At 71.1% G+C, this 22,176-nt stretch carries 15 protein-coding genes; 11 read left to right on the top strand and 4 right to left on the bottom strand.

The features are described 5' to 3' along the window. The first annotated feature begins 198 nt into the window (after positions 1–198). Positions 199–2,133, top strand: a complete 1,935-nt coding sequence (locus P696_RS0109010; protein ID WP_026412090.1) for an NAD(P)-binding protein — start codon at positions 199–201, stop codon at positions 2,131–2,133. Between the two features lie 91 nt (positions 2,134–2,224). Here P696_RS0109010 and P696_RS0109005 read toward each other — a convergent pair whose 3' ends face one another. Then, complete coding sequence (locus tag P696_RS0109005) at positions 2,225–3,856, bottom strand: PucR family transcriptional regulator (RefSeq protein WP_026412089.1); 1,632 nt, start codon at positions 3,854–3,856, stop codon at positions 2,225–2,227. A gap of 218 nt (positions 3,857–4,074) precedes the next feature. On the opposite strand from P696_RS0109005, the gene P696_RS0109000 reads away from it, so the two are divergent. Further along, positions 4,075–5,379 carry an aspartate aminotransferase family protein gene (locus tag P696_RS0109000; protein WP_026412088.1) on the top strand — a complete coding sequence of 435 codons (1,305 nt, stop codon included), beginning with the start codon at positions 4,075–4,077 and terminating at the stop codon, positions 5,377–5,379. Next, positions 5,376–6,875, top strand: coding sequence for a CoA-acylating methylmalonate-semialdehyde dehydrogenase (locus P696_RS0108995; protein ID WP_026412087.1), 1,500 nt, complete (start codon positions 5,376–5,378; stop codon positions 6,873–6,875). The genes P696_RS0109000 and P696_RS0108995 overlap by 4 nt, the downstream gene beginning before the upstream one ends. Here P696_RS0108995 and P696_RS44215 read toward each other — a convergent pair. Beyond that, complete coding sequence (locus tag P696_RS44215; RefSeq protein WP_170026358.1) at positions 6,811–8,313, bottom strand: phospholipid carrier-dependent glycosyltransferase; 1,503 nt, start codon at positions 8,311–8,313, stop codon at positions 6,811–6,813. The two genes, P696_RS0108995 and P696_RS44215, sit on opposite strands and share 65 nt — an antisense overlap. 555 nt (positions 8,314–8,868) lie before the next feature. On the opposite strand from P696_RS44215, the gene P696_RS0108985 reads away from it, so the two are divergent. Both P696_RS0108985 and P696_RS44210 read left to right on the top strand, forming a co-directional pair. After that, a complete protein-coding gene (locus tag P696_RS0108985) occupies positions 8,869–9,216 on the top strand; it encodes a hypothetical protein (RefSeq protein ID WP_026412086.1) in 348 nt (115 codons plus the stop codon). 471 nt (positions 9,217–9,687) lie between these two features. Then, entirely contained in the window at positions 9,688–10,887 is a 1,200-nt protein-coding gene (locus P696_RS44210) for an extracellular solute-binding protein (RefSeq protein WP_245627567.1), read from the top strand. A gap of 171 nt (positions 10,888–11,058) precedes the next feature. Here the strand turns inward: P696_RS44210 and P696_RS54075 are convergent, their stop codons facing one another. After that, on the bottom strand, positions 11,059–11,346 hold the full coding sequence (locus P696_RS54075; RefSeq protein ID WP_084337010.1) for a hypothetical protein: 288 nt from the start codon (positions 11,344–11,346) through the stop codon (positions 11,059–11,061). A gap of 231 nt (positions 11,347–11,577) precedes the next feature. Here P696_RS54075 and P696_RS0108970 point away from each other — a divergent pair, with 231 nt between their 5' ends. Continuing rightward, positions 11,578–12,990, top strand: a complete 1,413-nt coding sequence (locus P696_RS0108970) for a sensor histidine kinase (protein ID WP_051467075.1) — start codon at positions 11,578–11,580, stop codon at positions 12,988–12,990. Between the two features lie 271 nt (positions 12,991–13,261). On the opposite strand, the gene P696_RS0108965 is transcribed toward P696_RS0108970, so the two are convergent. Next, positions 13,262–14,317 carry a trypsin-like serine peptidase gene (locus tag P696_RS0108965; RefSeq protein ID WP_051467073.1) on the bottom strand — a complete coding sequence of 352 codons (1,056 nt, stop codon included), beginning with the start codon at positions 14,315–14,317 and terminating at the stop codon, positions 13,262–13,264. Between the two features lie 307 nt (positions 14,318–14,624). On the opposite strand from P696_RS0108965, the gene dxr reads away from it, so the two are divergent. The 5 genes from dxr to P696_RS44200 all read left to right on the top strand — a co-directional run bounded on the left by dxr (position 14,625) and on the right by P696_RS44200 (position 22,130). Continuing rightward, positions 14,625–15,815, top strand: a complete 1,191-nt coding sequence (dxr, locus tag P696_RS0108960) for a 1-deoxy-D-xylulose-5-phosphate reductoisomerase (protein WP_026412083.1) — start codon at positions 14,625–14,627, stop codon at positions 15,813–15,815. Positions 15,816–15,863: 48 nt separating this feature from the next. Next, on the top strand, positions 15,864–17,054 hold the full coding sequence (locus P696_RS0108955; RefSeq protein WP_026412082.1) for a M50 family metallopeptidase: 1,191 nt from the start codon (positions 15,864–15,866) through the stop codon (positions 17,052–17,054). Between the two features lie 101 nt (positions 17,055–17,155). Beyond that, positions 17,156–18,352, top strand: coding sequence for a flavodoxin-dependent (E)-4-hydroxy-3-methylbut-2-enyl-diphosphate synthase (gene ispG / locus P696_RS0108950; RefSeq protein WP_026412081.1), 1,197 nt, complete (start codon positions 17,156–17,158; stop codon positions 18,350–18,352). 242 nt (positions 18,353–18,594) lie between these two features. Further along, a complete protein-coding gene (locus tag P696_RS0108945) occupies positions 18,595–20,214 on the top strand; it encodes an alpha/beta hydrolase (protein ID WP_026412080.1) in 1,620 nt (539 codons plus the stop codon). Positions 20,215–20,507: 293 nt separating this feature from the next. Further along, entirely contained in the window at positions 20,508–22,130 is a 1,623-nt protein-coding gene (locus tag P696_RS44200; RefSeq protein WP_034483504.1) for an alpha/beta hydrolase, read from the top strand. The last annotated feature ends 46 nt before the right edge of the window (positions 22,131–22,176 follow it).

The raw sequence follows: 22,176 nt of genomic DNA, 5'->3' as shown, positions 1-22,176 counted from the left end.
GGAGGTGTTCATGCAGGTCAGATGACATGTTAATCGCCTCCCCTCGCCTTGGCTCCAGGGCGATCGTCCCTGCTGGGACAGTGGTTGTTTTCCTCCCGCCCAAGCGTGGAAGATCTTCCTTCGGGGCAGCGTGTATCGGGGGGATTGATGGCGGAGGAAAATTCCTATGAACCGGTGCATTCCGACAAGGATCTCGGAATGGGCCGGCAGATCAGCCGACGCGACTTCATGGACGGCATGGCGGTCGCGGTGGGCGGCGCCGTGGCCGCGGGGGCGCTCACGGGGTGCTCGGCGGGCTCGTGGGGCGGCATCCACAACGAGGTGGTGAACCCGCCGGACGGCTGGAACTACGCGGGCGCGGGCAACCGCTCGTACCCGCCCGCCATGACCGGACTCCGCGGCAGCGCCAACCCGGCGATGCGCGTCCCGCACGAGCTGCGCGACGGCATCTACTGGGCCGGGGGCAAGCCCGTCCACGACACCGGCGAGCGCTACGACCTCATCGTGGTCGGCGCGGGCATCAGCGGCCTGTCGGCGGCGCACTTCTTCAAGCAGAAGAAGCCGGACGCCAAGATCCTCATCCTCGACAACCACGACGATTTCGGCGGGCACGCGCGCCGGAACGAGTTCCAGGCGAACGGGCGGCTGCTCATCGGGTACGGCGGGTCGCAGTCCATCGAGGCGCCGGCCGTGTGGAGCCCCGTCGCCAAGAAGCTGCTCACCGACCTCGGCGTCCAGGTGCAGAAGTTCGACAGGTACTACGACCAGAACTTCAACAAGAAGTGGAAGCTGAACGACTCGGAGTTCTTCACCCGCGACCTGTTCGCCCACGACCACCTCGCGGTCATGGACGGCGACACCCAGACCTCGGCGACCCTCGCCGGAGCCCCGATGACCGAGGCGGCCAAGGTCGCCTTCATCAGTCTGCAGGAGAGGCCCGGCGACTACCTGGGGGACATGACGCCCGACCAGAAGAAGCTGAAGCTGGTCGACCTGACCTACCAGGAGTACCTGCGGGACTACGCCCGGATGCCGCCGGAGGTGCTCAACTACCTCCAGACCTACACCAGCGACGAGTGGGGCTTCGGCATCGACGCGTTCGGCGCGATCGACTCGTGGGCCCTCGAGTACCCGGGCTTCAACGGCCTGAAGCTGGACCGGGGCAAGCAGCCCTACCGGTACTGCGGTCCGACGGTCCAGATCCAGTGGAACGAGGACGCCCCGTACATCTACCACTTCCCGGACGGCAACAACGGGCTGTGCAAGCTGATGATCGGGCAGCTCATCCCGAACACCGGCGCGCCGGAGAGCATGGACGCCGAGCCGCTCGCCCGGATCGACTACACCAAGCTGGACGTGGCGGGCAACGACGTCCGGCTGCGGCTGAACGCGCCGGCCGTCCGGGTGCAGCACAAGGACGGCCTGGTCACCGCGGACGAGGTGGAGGTCGACTTCGACCGCGGCGGCACGGTGTTCCGGGCGCACGCGGGCCACGTGATCATGGCCTGCTACAACACCATGATCCCCTACCTCATGCAGGACCTGCCCAAGGACCAGAAGCAGAGCCTGTTCTTCGGGACGAAGCTGCCGATGGTGTACGCGATGGTGCAGCTGCGCAACTGGGAGGCATGGGAGAAGCTCAAGATCTACCACACCCGCTTCACCAGCGGTGACTGGGTGGTCGCCGAGCTGGACTACCCGGTCAGCTTCCCCGACTACCAGTTCTCCAGGGACCCGTCCCAGCCGATCCTGGTGCACATGATCCGGATGGCGACCCAGCCCGGGTACCGCAACCCGCGCGGCGGGATCGGCCCGGGGCGCCGCGACCTGTTCGCCCGTCCGTTCTCGTCGTACGAACGGTCGATCCGTGACCAGCTCACCCGGCTGCTGTCGGGGGGCGGCTTCGATCCGGCCAAGGACATCCAGGCCATCACGGTCAATCGCTGGGGCCACGGCTACGCGCTGGAGTACGGCCGTCCGTGGGCGACGTTCTGGCCGGACGGCCCGCTGCCCGCCGTCCAGGGGAGGCGGCGCTTCGGGCGGGTCACGATCGCCAACTCCGACTCGGAGTACCGCGCCTACGCCGACGCCGCGATCGACGCCTCCTGGCGGGCCGTCAACGAGATGGCCTGACACCGGCTCGAAAGGGGACGGCCGGTGACGCGCACCGCGTCCACCGGCCGTTCGTCCACCCGCTGTTCGCCCACCGGCCGTTCGCCCACCGTCAGGAGCGTTCCCACCGGACCGACGACAGCGCGAGCAGCGCGACGTGCAGGGACGCGCACGACTCCACGTCGTCCAGGTCGGCGTTGAGGACGCGCTCGATGCGCCGCAGCCGTTCGTAGAACGCCGGGCGCGACAGGTGGGCGCGCTGTGCGGCGACGGCCTTGTTGCGTCCGCACTCCAGGTACAGCTCCAGGATGCGGGTGAGGTCGCTGCCGCGCTGCGCGTCGTACTCCAGGATCGGGCCGAGCTCGCGTTCGACGAAGGTCTGCAGGCGCGCGTCGTCCCGCATGAGGTGGAGCAGGCCGCGCAGCCGCAGGTCGGGCAGCCGGTAGAAGAGCCGCCCGGAGCTGGACGAGGAGCGGGCGGCGACGTCGGCGACCTGCTCGGCCTCCAGGAACGAGCGGCGGACGTCCCGGATCGACTCGACCACCGACCCGGCCGCCATCACGTAGTCGGCGTCGGACTGCTTGCGGATGCGCGTGCCCATGTCGTTCAGCGCGGTCTCGGCGTCGGCGCGGGCGGGCATCGAGGCGAGCACGCCGACGCGGGCGTTCGGGCCGCCCTCGTCGAGGACGCCGACCAGGGCGGAGAGGCGGGCGTCCTTGCACGCGGCGGCGGCCGTCTCGGCGAGCTCGGCCAGCTCCCCGGCGACGATCGGCGAGGTCGGCGCGGACGAGGTGCGGGGCCGCAGGACGACGCCGAGCAGCCGGCGGCCGGACAGCGGGACGCCGAGGGCGCGGGCGCGCGCCGCGGCCTCCTGCGGGTCGGAGTAGGAGTGCGCGAGGATCCGGGCGATGATCGTCCGGTGTGCCTGGCGCTCCACCGACTCGGCGTGCCGGTCGAGCAGGCGGCCGAGCGCGAGCGTGGTGGCGGCGCGCTCGATCAGGACGGTCTCGCGCGGGGTGGGCGGGCGGCCGAGCGTGATGATCAGCCGTCCCCAGTCCTCGCCGCGCGCGCCGACCGTGGTGACCAGCCAGCCGGACGCGTCGTCGAACGCGGTGCGGATGCTCGGCCGGACGGCCCGGGACCGGGTCTCCCACGCCGACAGCAGCTCGGCCGGGTCGCGGGGGCCGGAGTCCATCGCGAGCACCTGGTGGGACAGGTTCTCCAGCACGACCGCGTGCCCGCACAGCGCGACGACCTGCCGGACGACCTCCTCGGTGGACGCGCCCTCCACCGACAGCTGGGTGAAGATCTCGTGGAGCTGCTCGGAGGCGCGCAGCTCGGCGAACTGGTCCTGGAGGATCCGGGCGTGCACGGACTCGGTGATGTCGACGAACGCGGGCTCGTGCGCGAGGACGACGACGGGCAGGCCGTGCTCCTCGGCGGCGGCGAGCAGCGCGGCGGGCAGCGCGGCGGCGTACCGCCTGCCGAGCTCGACCATCAGCCCGGAGACTCCGACCTCGGAGAGCTCGGAGATGTAGACGCGCAGCCGGTCCGGCTCGTCCGGGAGGGCGATGCCGGTGGTGAGGACGAGCTCGCCGCCGTGCAGCAGGTGCGCGATGTCGGCGACCTCGGCGACGTGGACCCAGCGGACGCGGTTGCCGAGGCGGTCGGCGCCGGCGACCACTCTGGGCTGGCCGCGGCGGACCGCCTCCAACTGGAGGACATCGGCGACGGTGGGAAGCATCGAGCCCGATGGTATCCGACACTCTGTCAGGACGATTCGCCCGGCCCCTTACATCCTGTTGGGACCTGGTACCACGTCAATGTGCAGAATCGGTGATAGAGGCCCCGGATCGGCTGCGGATATCGTGACAACCTGCCTGCCAGGACGTCAATACTTCGCCGCGCATGTTGACACTGTGCGGGTAGCCGACCCGCCGGACCCCGACCGAGGATGAAGACATGTCCGAACACGCCTCGCTTCTCCAGCGCCACCGCGCGGTCATGCCGTCGTGGGTCGCTCTCAACTACGCGAACCCCATCGAGCTCGTCGGCGGCAAGGGCAGCCGCGTGACCGACGCCGAGGGCTCCACCTATCTGGACTTCTTCGTCGGCATCCTGACGAACATGATCGGCTACGACGTGCCGGAGGTGCGCGAGGCGGTCGAGCGGCAGCTCGCCACCGGCGTCGTGCACACCTCCACCGCGTACCTGCTGCGCGGCCAGGTCGAGCTGGCCGAGAAGATCGCCCGGCTCTCCGGCATCCCGGACGCCAAGGTCTTCTTCACCAACTCCGGCACCGAGGCGAACGAGACGGCGCTGCTGCTCGCCACCTACGCGCGCAGGACCGACCAGGTCCTCGCGATGCGGCAGAGCTACCACGGCCGGTCGTTCGGCGCCGTCGGCGTCACCTCGAACCGCGCCTGGAAGAACAACTCCTACTCGCCGCTGAACACCCACTTCCTGCACGGCGCCGACCGCCACCTGCCCCAGTTCAAGGGCATGTCGGACGCCGAGTACATCGAGGCCTGCGTCGCCGACCTGCGGCACGTCCTCGCGACGGCGACCGGCGGCGACGTCGCTGCCCTCATCGCCGAGCCGATCCAGGGCGTCGGCGGGTTCACCGCCGCCCCCGACGGGCTGTTCGCCGCGTACAAGGAGGTCCTGGACGAGCAGGGCATCCTGTTCATCTCGGACGAGGTGCAGACCGGCTGGGGCCGGACCGGCGACAGCTTCTTCGGCATCGGCAACCACGGTGTGACGCCGGACATCATGACCTTCGCCAAGGGCCTCGGCAACGGCTTCGCCATCGGAGGCCTGGTCGCGCGCGGCGACCTGATGGACGGCCTTCACGCCGTCGGCCTGGCGACCTTCGGCGGTAACCCGATCTCCACGGCCGCCGCCAACGCCACGCTCGACTACGTCCTGGACCACGACCTCCAGGCGAACGCCAAGAAGCAGGGCGCGACCATCATCGACGGCCTGAAGGAGGCCGCGCCGCGCTTCCCGATCGTCAAGGAGATCCGGGGCCGCGGCCTGATGTTCGCGATCGAGTTCGCCGACCCCGAGACCGGCGCGCCGAGCCCCGAGCTCGCCACCGCCGTCATGGAGGCGACCCGCGAGCGCGGCCTGCTGGTCGGCAAGGGCGGCCTGTACGGCAACACCGTCCGGATGGCCCCGCCGCTGACCCTCTCCGACGCCGAGGCCGCCGAGGGCCTCGCGATCCTGATCGACTCCCTGGAAACCGTGAACGGGGCCCGCAAGTGAGCAAGCACGTCACCCACTGGATCAACGGCAAGCCCTTCGAGGGCTCGGCCGGGCGCCGGGGCGAGATCTTCGACCCCGCTCGCGGCGAGGTCGCGGGGAGCGTCGACTTCGCCTCGTCCGCCGAGGTGGACGCGGCCGTCGCCGCCGCGAGGGACGCCTTCCCGGGCTGGCGCGACACGTCCCTGTCCAAGCGCGCCGCGATCCTGTTCCGGTTCCGCGAGCTCGTCCACCGGCACCGGGACGAGCTGGCCCGGCTGATCTCCTCCGAGCACGGCAAGGTCGTGTCGGACGCGGCGGGCGAGGTCGCCCGCGGCCTGGAGGTCGTCGAGTTCGCGTGCGGGATCCCGCACCTGCTCAAGGGCGGCTTCTCGGAGAACGTGTCCTCGAGGGTGGACGCGTACTCGATCCTCCAGCCGGTCGGCGTGTGCGCCGGGATCACCCCGTTCAACTTCCCGGCCATGGTGCCGATGTGGATGTTCCCGGTGGCGATCGCCTGCGGCAACACCTTCGTGCTCAAGCCGTCCGAGAAGGACCCGTCCGCGTCGGTCCGGATCGCCGAGCTGTGGGCCGAGGCCGGGCTGCCGGACGGCGTGTTCAACGTCGTCCACGGCGACAAGACCGCGGTGGACGGCCTGCTGGAGCACCCCGACGTCAAGGCGGTCAGCTTCGTCGGCTCGACCCCGATCGCCCGGTACATCTACGAGACGGCGGCGCGCAACGGCAAGCGCGTGCAGGCCCTCGGCGGCGCGAAGAACCACATGGTCGTGCTGCCGGACGCCGACCTCGACCTGGCCGCCGACGCGGCCGTCTCGGCGGGCTTCGGCTCGGCGGGCGAGCGCTGCATGGCGATCTCCGTCGTCGTCGCGGTCGACCCGGTCGGGGACGAGCTGCTCGCCAAGATCAAGGAGCGCGTCGCCAAGCTGAAGATCGGCCCCGGCGACGACCCCGAGTCCGAGATGGGCCCGCTGGTCACCCGCGCGCACCGGGACAAGGTCGCGTCGTACCTGGACAGCGGCGTGGCGCAGGGCGCGACCCTGGCGATCGACGGCCGCGAGACGCCGGTGCTCGGCGGCGGAGCGGACGGCTTCTGGCTCGGCCCGACCGTCCTCGACCACGTCACCGCGGACATGGACTGCTACAAGGACGAGATCTTCGGTCCCGTCCTCGCCGTCGCCCGCGTCGGCTCCTACGACGAGGCGATGCGCCTGCTCTCGGACAACCCGTACGGCAACGGGACGGCGATCTTCACCAACGACGGCGGGGCGGCGCGCCGCTTCCAGAACGAGGTGGAGGTCGGCATGGTCGGCATCAACGTGCCGATCCCGGTGCCGATGGCGTACTACTCGTTCGGCGGCTGGAAGGCGTCGCTGTTCGGCGACAGCCACGCCCACGGCATGGAGGGCGTCCACTTCTACACCCGCACGAAGGCGGTCACGGCCCGCTGGCTGGACCCGTCCCACGGCGGCGTGAACCTGGGATTCCCCACCAACGGCTAGCGCGGACCCACTGGAGGACGGCCCCGGCACCGCCGGGGCCGTTCCCGTTGCGGGGCGCGAACACCAGCCCCGCCGCCAGGCACGCGAACGGCAGGACGGGCAGGATGTACCGGTAGTCGAAGTCGGCCGTCGCGATCGGGAACACCAGCAGCGTCGCGGCCGTGCCGAGGGCCAGGAAGGCCGTCCGGCCGCGCCGCAGCACCGCGACCACGCCCACCGCGAAGACCACGCCGAGCGCCGGTCCCGGAAGGTGGACGTGGTCCTGGTAGGCGATCATGCGTTTTGCCTCGGGCAGGTTCACCCGGCTGGGCGTGCCGTCGTCGGTGTAGGTGAGGATGTCGCCGAGCGCCGTCCCGCCGTGCCCGCTCCAGCCGCGTCCGCCCGGGAAGATCTGCGGACGGTCCCGGAAGTGGTACAGGATCTCGGTCGTGTCGTTCGGGTACGGACGCCGCCGGTTCTCGAACGTGTAGCCGATGCCGCGCAGGACGTCGCTCGCGTACGCGCCCGGCTGAGCGAGGACCGCGCGGATGGCGAAGTCGCGCAGCGTCTTGTTCGCGTCGGGCGCGCCCACGTACCGCCAGCGCTGCCGCGGCGGGATCGTGGCGATCCAGTCGAGCCGTCCGGGCGGGATGCGCTGCGCCCGCAGGTCCGGGGGCAGGCAGAGGTCCCGCTCGTTCGCGGGCGGACGGATCTTCGCGCAGTCCGCCCAGTTCGCCGTCCGCCCCCACAGGAACAGGCCGTCGGTGGTCGTCAGCGCGAACGTGCCGTTGACCTGCTGGAACCAGAACGCGTAGGAGACGAGCGGGACGGCCGCGGCGGTCCCGAAGGCGATCGCGGACCGCCAGCCGCCGCGCCACAGCAGCAACACGAGCGGCAGCAGCGGGATGAGCGGCGCGCCCGCCGAACGCACGAGCGTCGCGGCGCTCAGCAGCGCCCCGGCCGCGACGGCCTGCTTCCAGCCCGGCCGCGCCCGGTCCGGCCCGAGCGGACGCCAGAGCAGCAGCGTCACGCCCGCGATCAGCAGGAACGTGAACAGCGTCTCCGACATGATCAGGTGCTCGAGCTGGATCTGGTACCCGTCGTACAGCACCGGCAGCGTCGCCAGGACGGCGGCCCAACCCGGGAGCCGTGCGCGTCGCAGCAGCGCGTACAGCATCACCGCGACCGCCAGCCCGAGGACGTGCTGGAGGAAGACGATCAGGTAGAGGCTGTGCGCGGGCCTGAGCAGCCACAACAGCATCGAATAGCCGGTGGTGCGCGTGGAGGAGGGCCGCGGGTTCAGCGCGTGCCCGATGTAGAAGTACGAATCCCCGGTGAACCACAAACCGGACGGATAGGCGCGTAGCGCCGTCCATCGCAACGCCGCCGCCCCCAGGAAGGCGACAAGGAACAGCGCGTGCCGCCGCGAGAACGCACGCCAATCAGGCGCGCCCCGCAAGAAACCACGCCGCCCGGACTCGGACGCACCGGACCCGGCCGCATCGCCCTCCGACGCCCCGCTCCCGGACTCGGAAGCGGGGCTCTCGGAGTCGTCCGGACGGGGTTCGGTCCCGGTCTCGGGCGCAGGCGGAAGAGAGGCCCCCACGGCGATGCGGCGCGGGGACACTCGGCGTGGAAACGCCCAGATAGCTGTAAAAGTCGCGAATTGCCAGCCGGTCGAGCGGCGGCCGCGATCGGTGTCGTCGGTCACAGCACCGTCCACGCTAGGCACGCCGGGTGTCCCCGGGGTGAACGGGGCGCAGCACCGGGTGAGCGACATGCGCCGGATCGGCGAAGCCGCAGGTCGAGACGGCGGGACTTTCTGCCGCCCGGATGTTTCCGTCGTCAATTTTCGCCATTCGCGCCCCGACAAATAATAGCTACAAGTATTGACTGGCACTGTGACCGGGGACACAATCTGAACTGTCCCAATTAAAGGGGACGGAATTGAAAAAGGTCACGGCCCGACAGGCGTCTCCGCGTTCCGGAACCGCGCCGGCAGGAAGGTCACCCGATGACTGACGACCACTCGGCGGAGGTCGAGGCGCTTTCCCGGCGCTTTCCGGGCTGGACCGTCTGGTTCGGCCCGTTCACCGGCCACTGGTGGGCGCTGCCGCCGCGGCCCCTGGACATCGGGGACTTCGTCGAGGCCGAGACCCCGCGCAGGCTCATCGCACGGATCGAGGTGATCCAACACAACGACCGCAGGCAGCATCCGCGGACCGGCGGCCCCCCACGGCCGCCCCGCGACCTCCGGCGGGACGCGCGACGCCCCTCGAATCTCCTCCGTCTCGAGGGCGTCACACCGTCGCCGCCTCGCCGGGGACCGGTGACGGCGTGGCCAGGCAGCACTGCAAGGTGATCCGCTGTTCCCCAACCTCGCCACGTCCCCACCGGTGCCGCCGTGCCCCGGGAATCCGGCAGTAGCCCGCGCCATATCCCTCTCCAGCAACCTCCGTGTGTGGCGCGGACGCCAGCACCCGCTGCCTCCCGGGTCGCGGCGGTTTCCCATTCCCCGAACTGCCCGTCAATGGCACGCACAAAAGGCCGAATAAAGTGCGTCCGCGAGTTCGCTTCGATCGTGTGGAACGGTACGGCTCCGACGTCCCGTCGTAATGGCCGTCCGGGCGCCGCCGATGCGGCGGTAAAGTTTCCCCGACGGCGGACGGGGAGCGGGAGCGACATGCTGCGGTGGACCGGTGCGGGGCGCGCGGACCGGCGTGACGGGCGACGGGCGATCCGGGAACGGGCTGAACACGACATGCGGAGCCGCGGGACGGATCGCAGGCGCGCGGGCACACGCGCGACGACCATGCGGGCGACGGCGATCGCCATGACCGCGGGCCTCGCCGTATCGCTGCTCGGGGCGTGCAGCGGCAAGTCCCACGAGACCGGGACGGTCCGGATGGCGACCGCGCTCGGCAAGGGCGAGGGCGCGCTGAACCTGGTCACGCTGCCCGGGCAGATGGAGAACGGCAGCAGCGACCCCCGGGTCGACTGGGTCACCCCGTTCGAGGAGCGCACCGGCTGCAAGGTCGGCTGGCGGGTCGTCCGCACCCCGCAGGAGGCCCGCGACCTCCTGCACAACAAGGGCCGCCGCTACGACGGCGTCGCCGCCCCGCCCGAGATCGCCGGGCAACTCGTCGGCGACGGCGACGTGGCCCCGGTCAACCCCGACCTGGTGGACGGGTACCGCAGGCTCGAGCCGAAGCTGCGCACCCTGCTCCGGAGCAAGGACGGCGCCAAGTCCTACGCCGTCCCGTTCACCTGGGGCTTCAACCTGATCATGTACGACACCCAGCAGGTACAGACGCCCACCGGGCTGGGCGGGCTGTTCGACACGGCCCAGGTGCGCCGGTACGGCGGCAAGGTCGTCATGCGCGACTCGCCGCTGACCATCTCCGACGCCGCCCTGTACCTGCGGTCCCACCAGCGCTCGCTGAAGATCCGCGACCCGTACTCGCTCACCCCGAAGCAGCTCGACGCCGCCGTCCGGCTGCTGAAGCGGCAGCGTCCGTACGTCGCGCAGTACTGGGGCGAGGCGTCCGACGCGGTCAGCCTGTTCGCGGGCGGCCAGCCGAACCTGGCGGGCCAGGTCACCAACGCGGTGCTGGGCATGACGTGGCCCTACCAGGTGGACGTGCTGACCCGCGCGGGCCGTCCGGTGCAGGGCGTCGCGCCGTCCGACGGCGTGTCCGGCTGGATGACGGGCTGGATGCTCGGCGCCCGGGCCGAGCACCCGAACTGCATGTACCAGTGGCTCCAGTGGACGGCCTCGCCGGACGTCCAGCAGCAGGTGGCCGAGTGGAACGGCGTCGCGCCCGCCAACCCGCAGGCGTGCTCCGGCGACCGGCTCAAGGCGGCGTTCTGCAACGCCTACCACGTGGGCGACCGCCAGTTCATCGACCGGGTGCTGTTCGCGCACACCCCTTCGAAGACGTGCGCCAAGGGCGGAGGCGACGGCCGCGACACGGCCTGCACGGACTACACCGAATGGGTCCGGCGCTGGGACGAGGTGCTCGCCGCGAAGTAGCTGCGGGAGCTGCGCGAGGGCCCCGGAAAGGGGCTCGGAAGAGGGGGGCTCGGTCGAGGGGTGGCGCGCCCGACCGCCCCCAGCCGGGCGCGCCCTTGCGGGGTGGCCCCGGATCTCCCCCCGAATCTCCGGGTCACCCTCTCCTGGAGAGAACTCCAGTTGCGAGGCGGCCTACTCGACGGCCGCCGCTGTCGCCGACGCCGGCTCCACCACCGGTCCTTCGGCGTCCGTGTCCCGCTCCCCGTCGTTCCGCGTCGTCCTCGGCCGGCTGCGCGGGACGGGCAGGACGGGCGCGCAGTCGTCGCACGCCACCACCTCCCGGCCGTCCGGCAGTCGACCGACGCGCACACGCGGACGTGGCCACCTCTTGTGGCAGACGACGCACGCGTCGCCCTCACGTTGCGCGGCGCTCAGCGCGCTGGGATCGAACCTCAGCTCGCCCTGCGGAACCATTGCCATTCCCCCCGTGGCGGGAGTCGGGATCACGTAACTTCAGTTATAGATCGCCGATTGTGTTGTATCGGATACGCGCGGTGCAAGTACCGGCAAAGCATCGATGTGCCGATCTCCCGTCCATCCGTGTCGTGACCTGCGGAAATGGTGGGCATCCGGTAGAGACTTCGCGGCCCTGGAACGGTCCGGGAGGGTGCCTTTGCCGGGTGTTGGACGGCCCCGGCCTACAAAGGAGACATGGGGGCCGGGGCGGTTGGGCCGACGGAGGAGGCGCCTCGCGGGAGGGGCGCCCGGTGGCCTCGCCCGCGCTCCATCCGGAGCCGGGTCACGATCGCCGCGTCGTTCGGCACCGGGTTGCTGCTGGCGATCCTGGTGGCCGCCGCGGGCCTCATGCTCCAGTGGGTGGCCCGCGCGCAGGTGCACGACGAGGCCGCCCAGGCCGCCCGGCGCGTCGCCGTCGCCGCCACGGCCGGGAGGCTCGCCGACCCCGTTCCGCCGTACGGCCGTTCGTCGGCGATCCAGATCGTGGACGACAGGACGGACCGGGTGCTCGCCGCGTCCGCCGTCCTGAAGGGCCGCCCGCCGATGACCCGGGCGCGGCCCGAACGCGTCGACACCCGCGTGGACGTCCGGATCTGCGACGACCGGCAGATCGCGCGCGCCTGCGCGGTCGTGGTCGGCTACGACGTCGTCACCGCCGCGTACGGCGAGGCGACGGTGTACGCGGCGATCCCCGAGCCGTGGTTCGTCGGCAGCCTCGTCCCCGAGTTCGTCCTCGGCCTGCTCTGCGCCACGGTGCTCGGCCTGGTCGCGGCCGGGGTGTGGCGGGCGGCCGGCCGGGCGCTGCGACCGGTCCGCCGGATCGAGCGGGGGCTCGCCGACATCACCGCGTCCGACCTGTCCCGGCGCGTCCCGGAGCCGGACACGGGGGACGAGATCGCCGTGCTCGCCGCCACTGTGAACGCGACCCTGGACCGGCTGGAGGCCGCGGTCGCGCAGCAGCGCCGGTTCACCTCCGACGCCTCGCACGAGCTGCGCACCCCGCTGACCGGCCTGCGCGCCCGGCTCGAGCTCGCGCTGGACGATCCCGAGGGCACCGACCCGCAGCGCACGATGCGGGACGCGCTGCGCGACGCCGACCGGCTGCACCAGATCGTGGACGACCTGCTCGCGCTCGCCCGGCTGGACTCCGGCGTCGAGCCCGCCCGCTCGGTGCTGGACGTGGGCGAGCTGGTCCGGGCCGAGCACCGGCGGCGCGATCCGCGCGTCCCGGTCGTGGTCGACGCCGAGCCGGACGTCATGGTCGTCGCCAACCGGCTGCAGCTCGCCCGGGCCCTGGTGAACCTGCTGGCCAACGCCGACCGGCACGCCGACTCCAAGGTGGTGGTGACGGTCCGGGCGGAGGACGGACGGGCCGTCGTCACCATCGCCGACGACGGGCCGGGCGTGCCGGAGGGCGAGCGGGAGCGGATCTTCGACCGGTTCACCCGGCTGGACGCCGCGCGCAGCCGGGACGCCGGGGGCAGCGGCCTCGGCCTGCCGATCGCGCGGGAGATCGCCGTCCGGCACGGCGGAGCCCTCACCGTCGAGGACGCCCCCGGCGGCGGCGCCGCGTTCGTCCTGTCCCTCCCGGTCGCGGGCTGGAACTGACGCGTCGTCCGGGCCCGGCGGACGGACGCCGGACGGGCCAGTGTGCGAGTGCCCGTCCGGCGGTGGACGCTCACGACCTCGTGAACCGCGACCCGCGCGGGCCGCGCCGGGCAGGGAGACGCCCGGCGGCGGACCGGTCGGCAGGGGCCGCGCGGACCGGGAGCGCGGCGGCGGGGACGAGTGAGCGGGAGCGCATGGCCCGCGGTCTCCCAGGACGCGCCGCGCCGGTCCCGTCAGCTCACGTGGTCGTGCGCCCGGGTCCGGCCGCCCGTCAGGACGACTGGGCGGTGTTGTAGAGGTTCTGCGCGTCCGTGCCGAAGTAGGGACCGAACATGTAGTTCGGCAGGAAGTTGTACTTGAAGCTGTTCACCGAGTTCTGGACGCCCGTGCCCGCCGACTCGCTGAAGTTCAGGAACCAGGGCCCGCCGCTCGCGCCGCCGGTCTGGTTGCAGCCGATGCCGAGGTCGTTGCTGATCAGGAAGTCGTCGATGACCGTGCCGGAGCAGTAGATCAGCTTCGTCCCGTCGTAGGGGGAGGCCGCCGGGTACCCGAACGCGTACATGACCTGGCCGCGCGCCTGGTTGAACGCGATGCCCTGGCCGCCGACCACGTCGGTGAGCCGCTGCCCGTTCAGCGGGGCGACCACGGCCGCGCCGACGTCGTAGTTCATGTCCTCGCTGGCCGTCCACTGCGGGGTGGACAGCGTCTTGGCGGCGGCCCAGGTGCCGTAGGGCGCGTTGCCGTTGTTGTAGCCCGGGACGAACGTCCAGTTGGTGTGCCAGGCGCCGTCCAGCTTGACGCAGTGCCCGGCGGTGATCACGACGCTCTTGTTGGTGCTGGTGATCGCGTCGCCCGAGCAGGACGCCGTCCTGCCCTGGTAGGTGAAGAAGACGCGTCCGGCGGTCCTGGTGATCGCGCCGCCGCCCGTCCAGGCGGAGCCGCCGTTCGGCTGCGAGTACTGGACGACGGCGGGCACGCCCTTCTTGACCTGCTCCGGCGTGATCCTCCTGGAGCTGGTCAGCGTGTCCATCGGGGTGGCCGAGCGCATCCGCTCCGGCGTCCAGAACCGCTCCACCGCCTGCTGGGACGCGGTGGTCGTGGCCAGCGGGTGGACGACCGGCGCGGTGGGGCCGGGGGCGAACGGCGCGGTCGGGTCGGGCGCCGTCGCGATCGGTGCGGTCGGGCCCCGGTCGCGCGGCGCGGTGGGCGCGGGATCCGCGGAGGCGGGGCCTGCGACGAGGGGCACGACGGCGGCCGTCGCGAGCAGCGCCAGGACGATCCTGCGAGGGGTGCGGCGGGGGTCGGGGCGGAGGGGGTGGCGTCCCATCGGGTCTCCTCGTGTCGGGGTTGGAGACGGGGATGCGAGTGGAAGCCCGCCTGCGGACGGTATGCCGGGCGAGCTGACACGAATAGTGGCATAACTGGACAAAGCCCGTCAGGGGCGATGGGCGGGTTTGGCCGTTCCGCCTTGTGGCGACGTCGTGCGGCTTCCGCGAAGGCCGTCCACGGCGTGGCCGGTCATGGCCGACAATGGGACGGTGACTGGAACCGCGACTGGAAACCCGGCCGGAGACCCCGGCGAGCGCCCCGACCGGACGCCCGGCGGCGCTCCCGGCGGCGCCCCGCTCCGCGAGGTGGTGCTGCTCGGCTCGACCGGGTCGATCGGCACGCAGGCCCTCGACGTGATCCGCCGCAACCCCGGGCGGTTCAGGGTGACCGCCCTCGCGGCGGGCGGCGGCCGGGTCGACCTGCTCGCCGAGCAGGCCCTGGAGTTCCGGCCCGAGGTGGTCGCCGTCGCGCGGGCCTCCGCCGCGCAGGACCTCCAGCTCGCCTTCTACGCCGAGGCCCAGCGGCGCGGGTACAGCGCGGGCGACTACCCGATCCCGAAGATCGTCGCCGGTCCGGACGCGGTCGCCGACGTCGCCGCGCTGCCCTGTGACGTGGTCCTGAACGGCGTCACCGGCGCGCTCGGCCTGGCCTCCACGCTCGCCGCGCTGGACGCCGGACGCACCCTCGCGCTCGCGAACAAGGAGTCCCTGATCGTCGGCGGCCCGCTGGTGAAGCGGCGCGCCCGTCCGGGGCAGATCGTCCCGGTCGACTCCGAGCACTCGGCGCTCGCGCAGTGCCTGCGCGGCGGCACCGCCGAGGAGGTGCGGAGGCTGGTGCTGACCGCGAGCGGCGGCCCGTTCCGCGACCGCACCCGCGCCGAGCTGGCCGACGTCACCGTCGAGCAGGCGCTGAACCACCCGACCTGGGACATGGGCCCGGTCATCACGATCAACTCGGCGACCCTGGTGAACAAGGCCCTCGAGGTGATCGAGGCGCACCTGCTGTTCGACGTGCCGATGGACCGGATCGAGGTCATGGTCCACCCGCAGTCCTACATCCACTCGATGGTGGAGTTCGTGGACGGCTCGACCCTCGCCCAGACCAGCCCGCCCGACATGCGGCTCCCGATCGCCCTCGGCCTGGACTGGCCGGACCGCGTCCCGGACGCCGCGCCCGGCGTGGACTGGACGCGCGCCCACACCTGGGAGCTGTTCCCGCTGGACGACGAGGCGTTCCCGGCCGTCCGGCTGGCCCGGCACGTCGGCGCCGAGGGCGGCACGTTCCCCGCGGTCTTCAACGCGGCGAACGAGGAGTGCGTGGAGGCCTTCCGGGCGGGAACCCTGCCCTTCCTGGGGATAGTGGACACCATCGCGCGGGTAGTGGAGGAGCACGCGGCGCGCGACGCCCGCCCGGCGGACGACCTGACCGTCGAGGACGTCCTCGCCGCCGACGCGTGGGCCAGGGAGCGCGCCCGCGCGCTGACCCAGACCGGCTGACCGGGGGAGCGGCCCCGGCGGCGCGTCCGCCCGAAGGGGGCCCCGCGGATGGCCTTTCTCCTCGGCGCCGTGGCCTTCGTCGTGGCGCTGCTGGTGTCGGTCATGCTGCACGAGGGCGGGCACCTCCTGACCGCCAAGCGGTTCGGCATGAAGGCCACCCAGTACTTCGTCGGGTTCGGCCCGACGCTGTGGTCCCGGAGGCGCGGCGAGACCGAGTACGGCGTGAAGGCCCTGCCGCTCGGCGGGTTCGTCCGGATCATCGGCTATACGCCTCTGGAGGAGATCCCGGAGGAGGACCGGGAGAGGGCCTTCTACCGGCAGCCCGCCGGGCGGCGCGCCGTCGTGATCTCGGCGGGCGTGGTGGTGAACTTCGTGTTCGCCTTCCTGCTGCTCGCGGTGACCGCGATGACGGTCGGCGAGCTGCATCCGGGCACGGCGAGCTCGACCGTCGAGGCGGTGAGCGACTGCGTCCCGGCGGGCGCGTCCACGTCCTGCGCGGGGCGTCCGGTGTCGCCCGCGAAGGCCGCCGGGATCCGCGCGGGCGACCGCGTCGTGGTCTTCAACGGGACGCCCGTCTCCGACTGGGCGCGGTTCCGGGACGCGCTCGACAGGGCCCGTCCGGGGCAGACCGTCCCGGTGGTCGTCCGGCGCGGCGGCGGGGAGACGACCGTCCGGGTCACCCTGGCCGGCGTCTCGGGCCAGCCCTTCATCGGCGTCCAGTCCAAGATCGTCGGACGGCGCTACGAGCGCCTGGGCCCCGTCGCCGCCCTCGGCTACGGCGGCCGGACGCTCGGCGCGATGCTCAAGGCCGTCGGCCAGGTCGTCGTGGACCTCCCGAAGGCGCTGCCCAACCTGTTCTCCCCGGACCGGGCCAGCACCCCCGGAGGCCAGGTCGGCAGTGTGGTCGGGGCCACGGAGGTGTCCGGGCAGATCTTCTCCTCGCACGGCACGGCCCGCGACAAGACCTTCCTGTTCCTCCAGCTCGTCGTGTCGGTCAACGTCTTCCTGGGCGCGCTGAACGTGGTGCCCCTGCTCCCGCTGGACGGCGGGCACCTGGCCGTCGTGGCCTACGAGCGGACCCGGGCGTGGCTGGCCAGGAGGAAGGGCCTGCCCGACCCGGGGACGGTGGACATGACCAAGCTCATGCCGATCACCTATCTGGCCGTCCTGATCCTGGTGGGGCTCGGACTGCTCCTGATCATCGCGGACCTGTTCAACCCGCTGCAGATACCCGGATGACACGGAATAGCTACAAAGAGTGACCGACTTCGTCACCCATCCGCGTCACGTCACCCACCACAGGCACTTAGGCTTGGGTGGGCGAGAGCGTGAGGAGAGGGATGAGCGTTTCACTGGGTATTCCGACGATCCGGGGCGGCGAAGAGGAGGCTGCCGGGGCGGCCTGGCCGCTGGGCGAGCGTCGCAAGTCCCGGCAGATCATGGTCGGCAGCGTGCCGGTGGGCGGTGACGCCCCGGTGTCGGTGCAGTCGATGACCACGACGCTCACGGCCGACGTGAACAGCACGCTGCAGCAGATCGCGGAGCTGACCGCGTCGGGCTGCCAGATCGTCCGGGTGGCGGTCCCGTCGCAGGACGACGCGGAGGCGCTGCCGGCGATCGCGCGCAAGTCGCCGATCCCGGTGATCGCCGACATCCACTTCCAGCCGAAGTACGTGTTCGCGGCGATCGAGGCGGGCTGCGCGGCGGTCCGGGTGAACCCGGGCAACATCAAGAAGTTCGACGACAAGGTCGGCGAGATCGCCCGCGCGGCCAAGGACGCGGGCGTCCCGATCCGGATCGGCGTGAACGCCGGGTCCCTCGACAAGCGGCTGCTGGAGAAGTACGGCAAGGCCACCCCTGAGGCGCTGGTGGAGTCGGCGCTGTGGGAGTGCTCGCTGTTCGAGGAGCACGACTTCCGGGACATCAAGATCTCGGTGAAGCACAACGACCCGGTCGTGATGATCGAGGCGTACCGGCAGCTGGCCGCGGCCTGTGACTACCCGCTGCACCTGGGCGTGACCGAGGCCGGTCCGGCGTTCCAGGGCACGATCAAGTCGTCGGTGGCGTTCGGCGCGCTGCTCGCGCAGGGCATCGGCGACACCATCCGCGTGTCGCTGTCGGCGCCCCCGGTCGAGGAGGTCAAGGTCGGCTCCCAGATCCTGGAGTCCCTCGGCCTGAAGCAGCGTGGCCTGGAGATCGTGTCCTGCCCGTCCTGCGGGCGCGCGCAGGTGGACGTGTACACGCTGGCCGAGGAGGTCACGGCCGGGCTGAAGGGCTTCCCGGTCCCGCTGCGCGTCGCGGTCATGGGCTGCGTGGTGAACGGCCCGGGCGAGGCCCGCGAGGCCGACCTGGGCGTGGCGTCCGGCAACGGCAAGGGCCAGATCTTCGTCAAGGGCAAGGTCGTCAAGACCGTCCCCGAGGCGCAGATCGTCGAGACGCTCATCGAGGAGGCGATGCGCATCGCCGAGGAGATGGGCCTCGAGATCGGTGAGGACGGCTCGGTGAGCGGCCCTGGCGCGACCGTCACGGTCAGCTGACGCCGGGGCGGCCCATACCGCCCCCGAAGCGCGCGAGGAGCCCCTGGGAGATCCCAGGGGCTCCTCGCGTTCATGGTGATATTTACCTTTCGCTCATCTACGAGGCAAAAATCACGAAAAGGCAACCATGTAACAACGATCGACGCCTACGTACTACCTCCGCGACCTCGGTGATCGCCAAAATTTCGGGCGAATCACCGTGAACCGGACCTATTCGAGGGTCCGGTGTGGAGGAGTGGTCTGTGAAGAGACTCGTCATCATGGCCGCGACGGCCGGCCTGGGCGCTACCGCCTTCGGCGCCGTCGCCGCCACCGCCGCCACGGCCGACACGGGCGCCGCCAAGGTGTCCGCGGTCAAGTGGCACGCGTGTTCCGACGACTTCGTCAAGACGGTCGCGGCGAACTACGACCCGATCTTCCCGGTCTCGAAGATCGTGCAGTGCGGTGAGCTCCGGGTTCCGCTGGACTACGCCAAGCCGAACGGCACCAAGATCAGCCTGTTCGTGACGAAGACCCCGCACACGGGCACCGGCAAGGCCAAGGGCCAGATCGTCGTCAACCCGGGTGGCCCGGGCGGCGCGGGCGGCATCTTCGGCCCCCGCGTCTTCGCGCAGAACTCGCCGGCGATGCGCGCCGCCTACGACGTCATCGGGTTCGACCCGCGCGGCGTCGGGGCGAGCAAGCCGTCGCTCAGCTGTGACACGGCCTTCAACCAGGAGCCGCGTCCGGACTACGGCACGGGCGACGCCAAGTCGGTGAAGGTCTGGCTGAAGCGCACCTACGCCTACGACGCGGCGTGCAAGAAGGCCGACAAGATCGGCCTGCTGAAGCACATCCGCACGATCGACTCGGCGCGGGACCTCAACTCGATCCGCCTGTCGCTCGGGAACAAGAAGCTCGACTACTACGGCGCCTCCTACGGCACGTACCTGGGCTCGGTCTACGCGACCATGTTCCCGACCAAGGTGGGCCGCATGGTCCTGGACGGCGTCGTCGGCCCGTCCGACGCCTGGTACAAGGCCAACCTGAACCAGGACATCGCCTTCAACGCCAACATGGAGTACTACTTCGGCTGGGTGGCCAAGTACGACTCCGTGTACCACCTGGGCAAGACCCGGAAGGAGGTCCGCTCCTTCTTCTACGGTCTGCGCGCCAAGCTCGCCAAGACTCCGGTCTACTCGGCGGACAAGAGCGCGGCGGTCAGCTCCTCGAGCCTGACCGACACCATCCAGAACGCCGCGTACCGCCGCAGCGCGGGCATGTGGAACATGATGGCCGCGGGCCTGTCGGCCTACAAGAAGGGCGACGTCGCCGCCTTCGTCGACACCTTCGGTGGTGCGACGAGCGGTGCGGTGGACGACAACTCCTTCGCGGTCTACAACGCCGTCCAGTGCACCGACGTGCAGTGGCCGACGAGCTGGAAGAAGTGGCACGCCGACAACACCCGGATCAACAAGAAGGCCCCCTTCTTGACCTGGGGCAACGTCTGGTTCAACTCGCCGTGCCTCGGCTGGCCGGCCAAGGCATCCAAGCCGGTGAACGTCGGCGCGGTGAAGAACCTGCCGAAGAACATCCTGATGTTCCAGGCGACCGCCGACGCCGCGACCCCCTACCAGGGCGCGCAGGACATGCAGCGCCGCCTCAAGGGCTCGCACCTGGTGGTCCAGGACGGCGACCGCACGCACTGCATCGTGCACCGCGGTTCGTCGGCGGTGGACTCCTACTTCGACGCGTACTTCCTGACCGGGAAGCTGCCGGCGAAGCGGACCGTCCACGTCCCGCAGCTGGGTGACCCCACCCCGCCCGCCGGGATGCGCAGCGCGGCCGTCTCCGGCGGCCTGCTGAACGACGTCATCAAGTAGGCGACGTCCGCACGCGGAACACCGTGTGGGGTCTCGTGCGGAGCTTCCGCGCGCAGCTCCACGCAGGGCCCCGTCTCTTCGGAGGCGGGGCCCGTTCCGTTTTGGGACCGCCCCTTACCACCGATTCAGCCCCAGTGTCCTGGATCGAGCCGGTCTCGATCGGGTCTCGGCGGGGGCTCGAGTTGGATACAACACAATTTGGCAGCTGACTTCCCATATGTCCCGTTGACGAAGATCGCTCGGAACGTCCATTTCAGGACTCCCTCTGCGGGGGTTCGAAGGAGGAGTGGTCCGTGAAACGACTCGTCACGGTCGCCGCGGTGGCCGGCCTGGGGCTCGCCGGGCTCGCTACGGCCGCAGCCGCCCAGGGGGCGGCGAAACCGGCGTCGGCCCTCGCCTGGCACGCCTGCGCGGCGGACATCGTCAAGCAGGTGTCGGCGACCGACACCGCTCAGGCGCAGGGTTCCAAGCGCATCAAGTGCGCCGAGCTCAGCGTGCCGCTGGACTACGCCAAGCCGAACGGCACCAAGATCACCCTCGAGGTGACCTTCACGCCGCACACCGGCTCCGGCGCGGCCATGGGCCAGATGGTCGTCAACCCGGGAGGCCCCGGCGGCTCGGGCGCCTACTTCGGCGGCCGGGTGTTCAACCAGAGCAGCAAGGCCATGCAGGACGCCTACGACTTCGTCGGGTTCGACCCGCGCGGGATCGGGCACAGCGTCCCGGCCATCCAGTGCGACCTGTCGTACCAGCTGGAGCCGCGTCCGGACTACGGCACCGGTGACCCCGCCTCGGTGAAGGTCTGGCTCGCCAAGACCAAGAAGTACGCCGAGGACTGCGGCAAGGCCGACAAGGTCGGCCTGCTCGACCACGACAAGACCATCGACTCGGCGAGGGACGTGGAGTCCATCCGCCGGGCGCTGGGCAGCCCCAAGCTCGACTACCACGGCGCGTCCTACGGCACCTACCTGGGCCAGGTCTACGCCGCGCTGTTCCCGGACAAGGTCGGCCGCATGTCCCTGGACGGCAACATCGGCCCGTCCGGCGTCTGGTACGACGCGAACCTGCAGCAGGACATCTGGTTCGACCGGAACATCGACTACTACTTCGGCTGGCTGGCCAAGTGGGACTCCAAGTACCACCTGGGCACGACGCAGCAGCAGGTGCGGAGCTTCTTCTACGACCTGCGCGGCAAGCTCGCCAAGAACCCGGTCTCCTACACCGACCCCGAGACCGGTGACGTCAGCATGGTCACCTCCGACTCGCTGACCGACACCATCCAGGGCGCGGCGTACCGGCGGCTGCCGAGCTTCTGGTTCCCGTCCGCGGACGGCCTGGCCGCCTACAAGCAGGGCGACATGGCCGGCTTCGCCGGAGCGTTCGGTGGCCAGACCACCGGCGAGTCCGACGACAACGGCTACTTCGGCTACAGCGCCGTCCAGTGCACCGACGCGCAGTGGCCGACGAGCTGGAAGAAGTGGCAGCGCGACAACGACAAGATCCAGAAGAAGCACCCGTTCCTGACCTGGGGCAACGCCTGGTACAACACGCCGTGCATCGACTGGCCCGCCAAGGCCGGGACGCCGGTGGACGTCCGCCACGTCAAGAAGCTGCCGTCGAACATCATGATGTTCAACGCCGCCAACGACGCCGCGACGCCGTACCCGGGCGCGCTGGAGCTGCACCGGGCGCTGAAGGGCTCGCGCATGCTCGTCGAGTCCGACGGCCGGACGCACTGCATCGTGCACCGCGGCAACCTCGCCGTGGACGCGGTGTGGGACGCCTACTTCCTGACCGGGCAGCGTCCGTCCGCGGGCCTGACCTACGTCAAGTCGACCGGTGACCCGACGCCTCCGGCGAGCGCCGGCCTGAAGGGCGCGTCCCTCAAGCCGCTCGGCCTGGACATCACCAAGTAAGCCGTCGCGGCGTCGCCGCTGTGGCGGCGTTGTGACCTGCGGATCC

Origin of the sequence: Actinomadura oligospora ATCC 43269 (assembly GCF_000518265.1) — a bacterium.
Classification (GTDB): domain Bacteria; phylum Actinomycetota; class Actinomycetes; order Streptosporangiales; family Streptosporangiaceae; genus Spirillospora; species Spirillospora oligospora.
The sequence above is the reverse complement of the archived record's forward strand: the minus strand, read 5'-3'. Positions and strand labels throughout refer to the sequence as shown.

What these genes read in the sequence shown, in the direction of transcription:
- P696_RS0109005 (WP_026412089.1), bottom strand. Translation starts at nt 3,856, where the DNA reads ATGCTTCCCACCGTCGCCGATGTCCTCCAGTTGGAGGCGGTCCGCCGC.
- P696_RS0109010 (WP_026412090.1), top strand. Translation starts at nt 199, where the DNA reads ATGGGCCGGCAGATCAGCCGACGCGACTTCATGGACGGCATGGCGGTC.
- P696_RS0108970 (WP_051467075.1), top strand. Translation starts at nt 11,578, where the DNA reads ATGGGGGCCGGGGCGGTTGGGCCGACGGAGGAGGCGCCTCGCGGGAGG.
- P696_RS54075 (WP_084337010.1), bottom strand. Translation starts at nt 11,346, where the DNA reads ATGGCAATGGTTCCGCAGGGCGAGCTGAGGTTCGATCCCAGCGCGCTG.
- ispG (WP_026412081.1), top strand. Translation starts at nt 17,156, where the DNA reads ATGAGCGTTTCACTGGGTATTCCGACGATCCGGGGCGGCGAAGAGGAG.
- P696_RS0108985 (WP_026412086.1), top strand. Translation starts at nt 8,869, where the DNA reads ATGACTGACGACCACTCGGCGGAGGTCGAGGCGCTTTCCCGGCGCTTT.
- P696_RS0109000 (WP_026412088.1), top strand. Translation starts at nt 4,075, where the DNA reads ATGTCCGAACACGCCTCGCTTCTCCAGCGCCACCGCGCGGTCATGCCG.
- P696_RS0108965 (WP_051467073.1), bottom strand. Translation starts at nt 14,317, where the DNA reads ATGGGACGCCACCCCCTCCGCCCCGACCCCCGCCGCACCCCTCGCAGG.
- P696_RS0108955 (WP_026412082.1), top strand. Translation starts at nt 15,864, where the DNA reads ATGGCCTTTCTCCTCGGCGCCGTGGCCTTCGTCGTGGCGCTGCTGGTG.
- P696_RS44210 (WP_245627567.1), top strand. Translation starts at nt 9,688, where the DNA reads ATGACCGCGGGCCTCGCCGTATCGCTGCTCGGGGCGTGCAGCGGCAAG.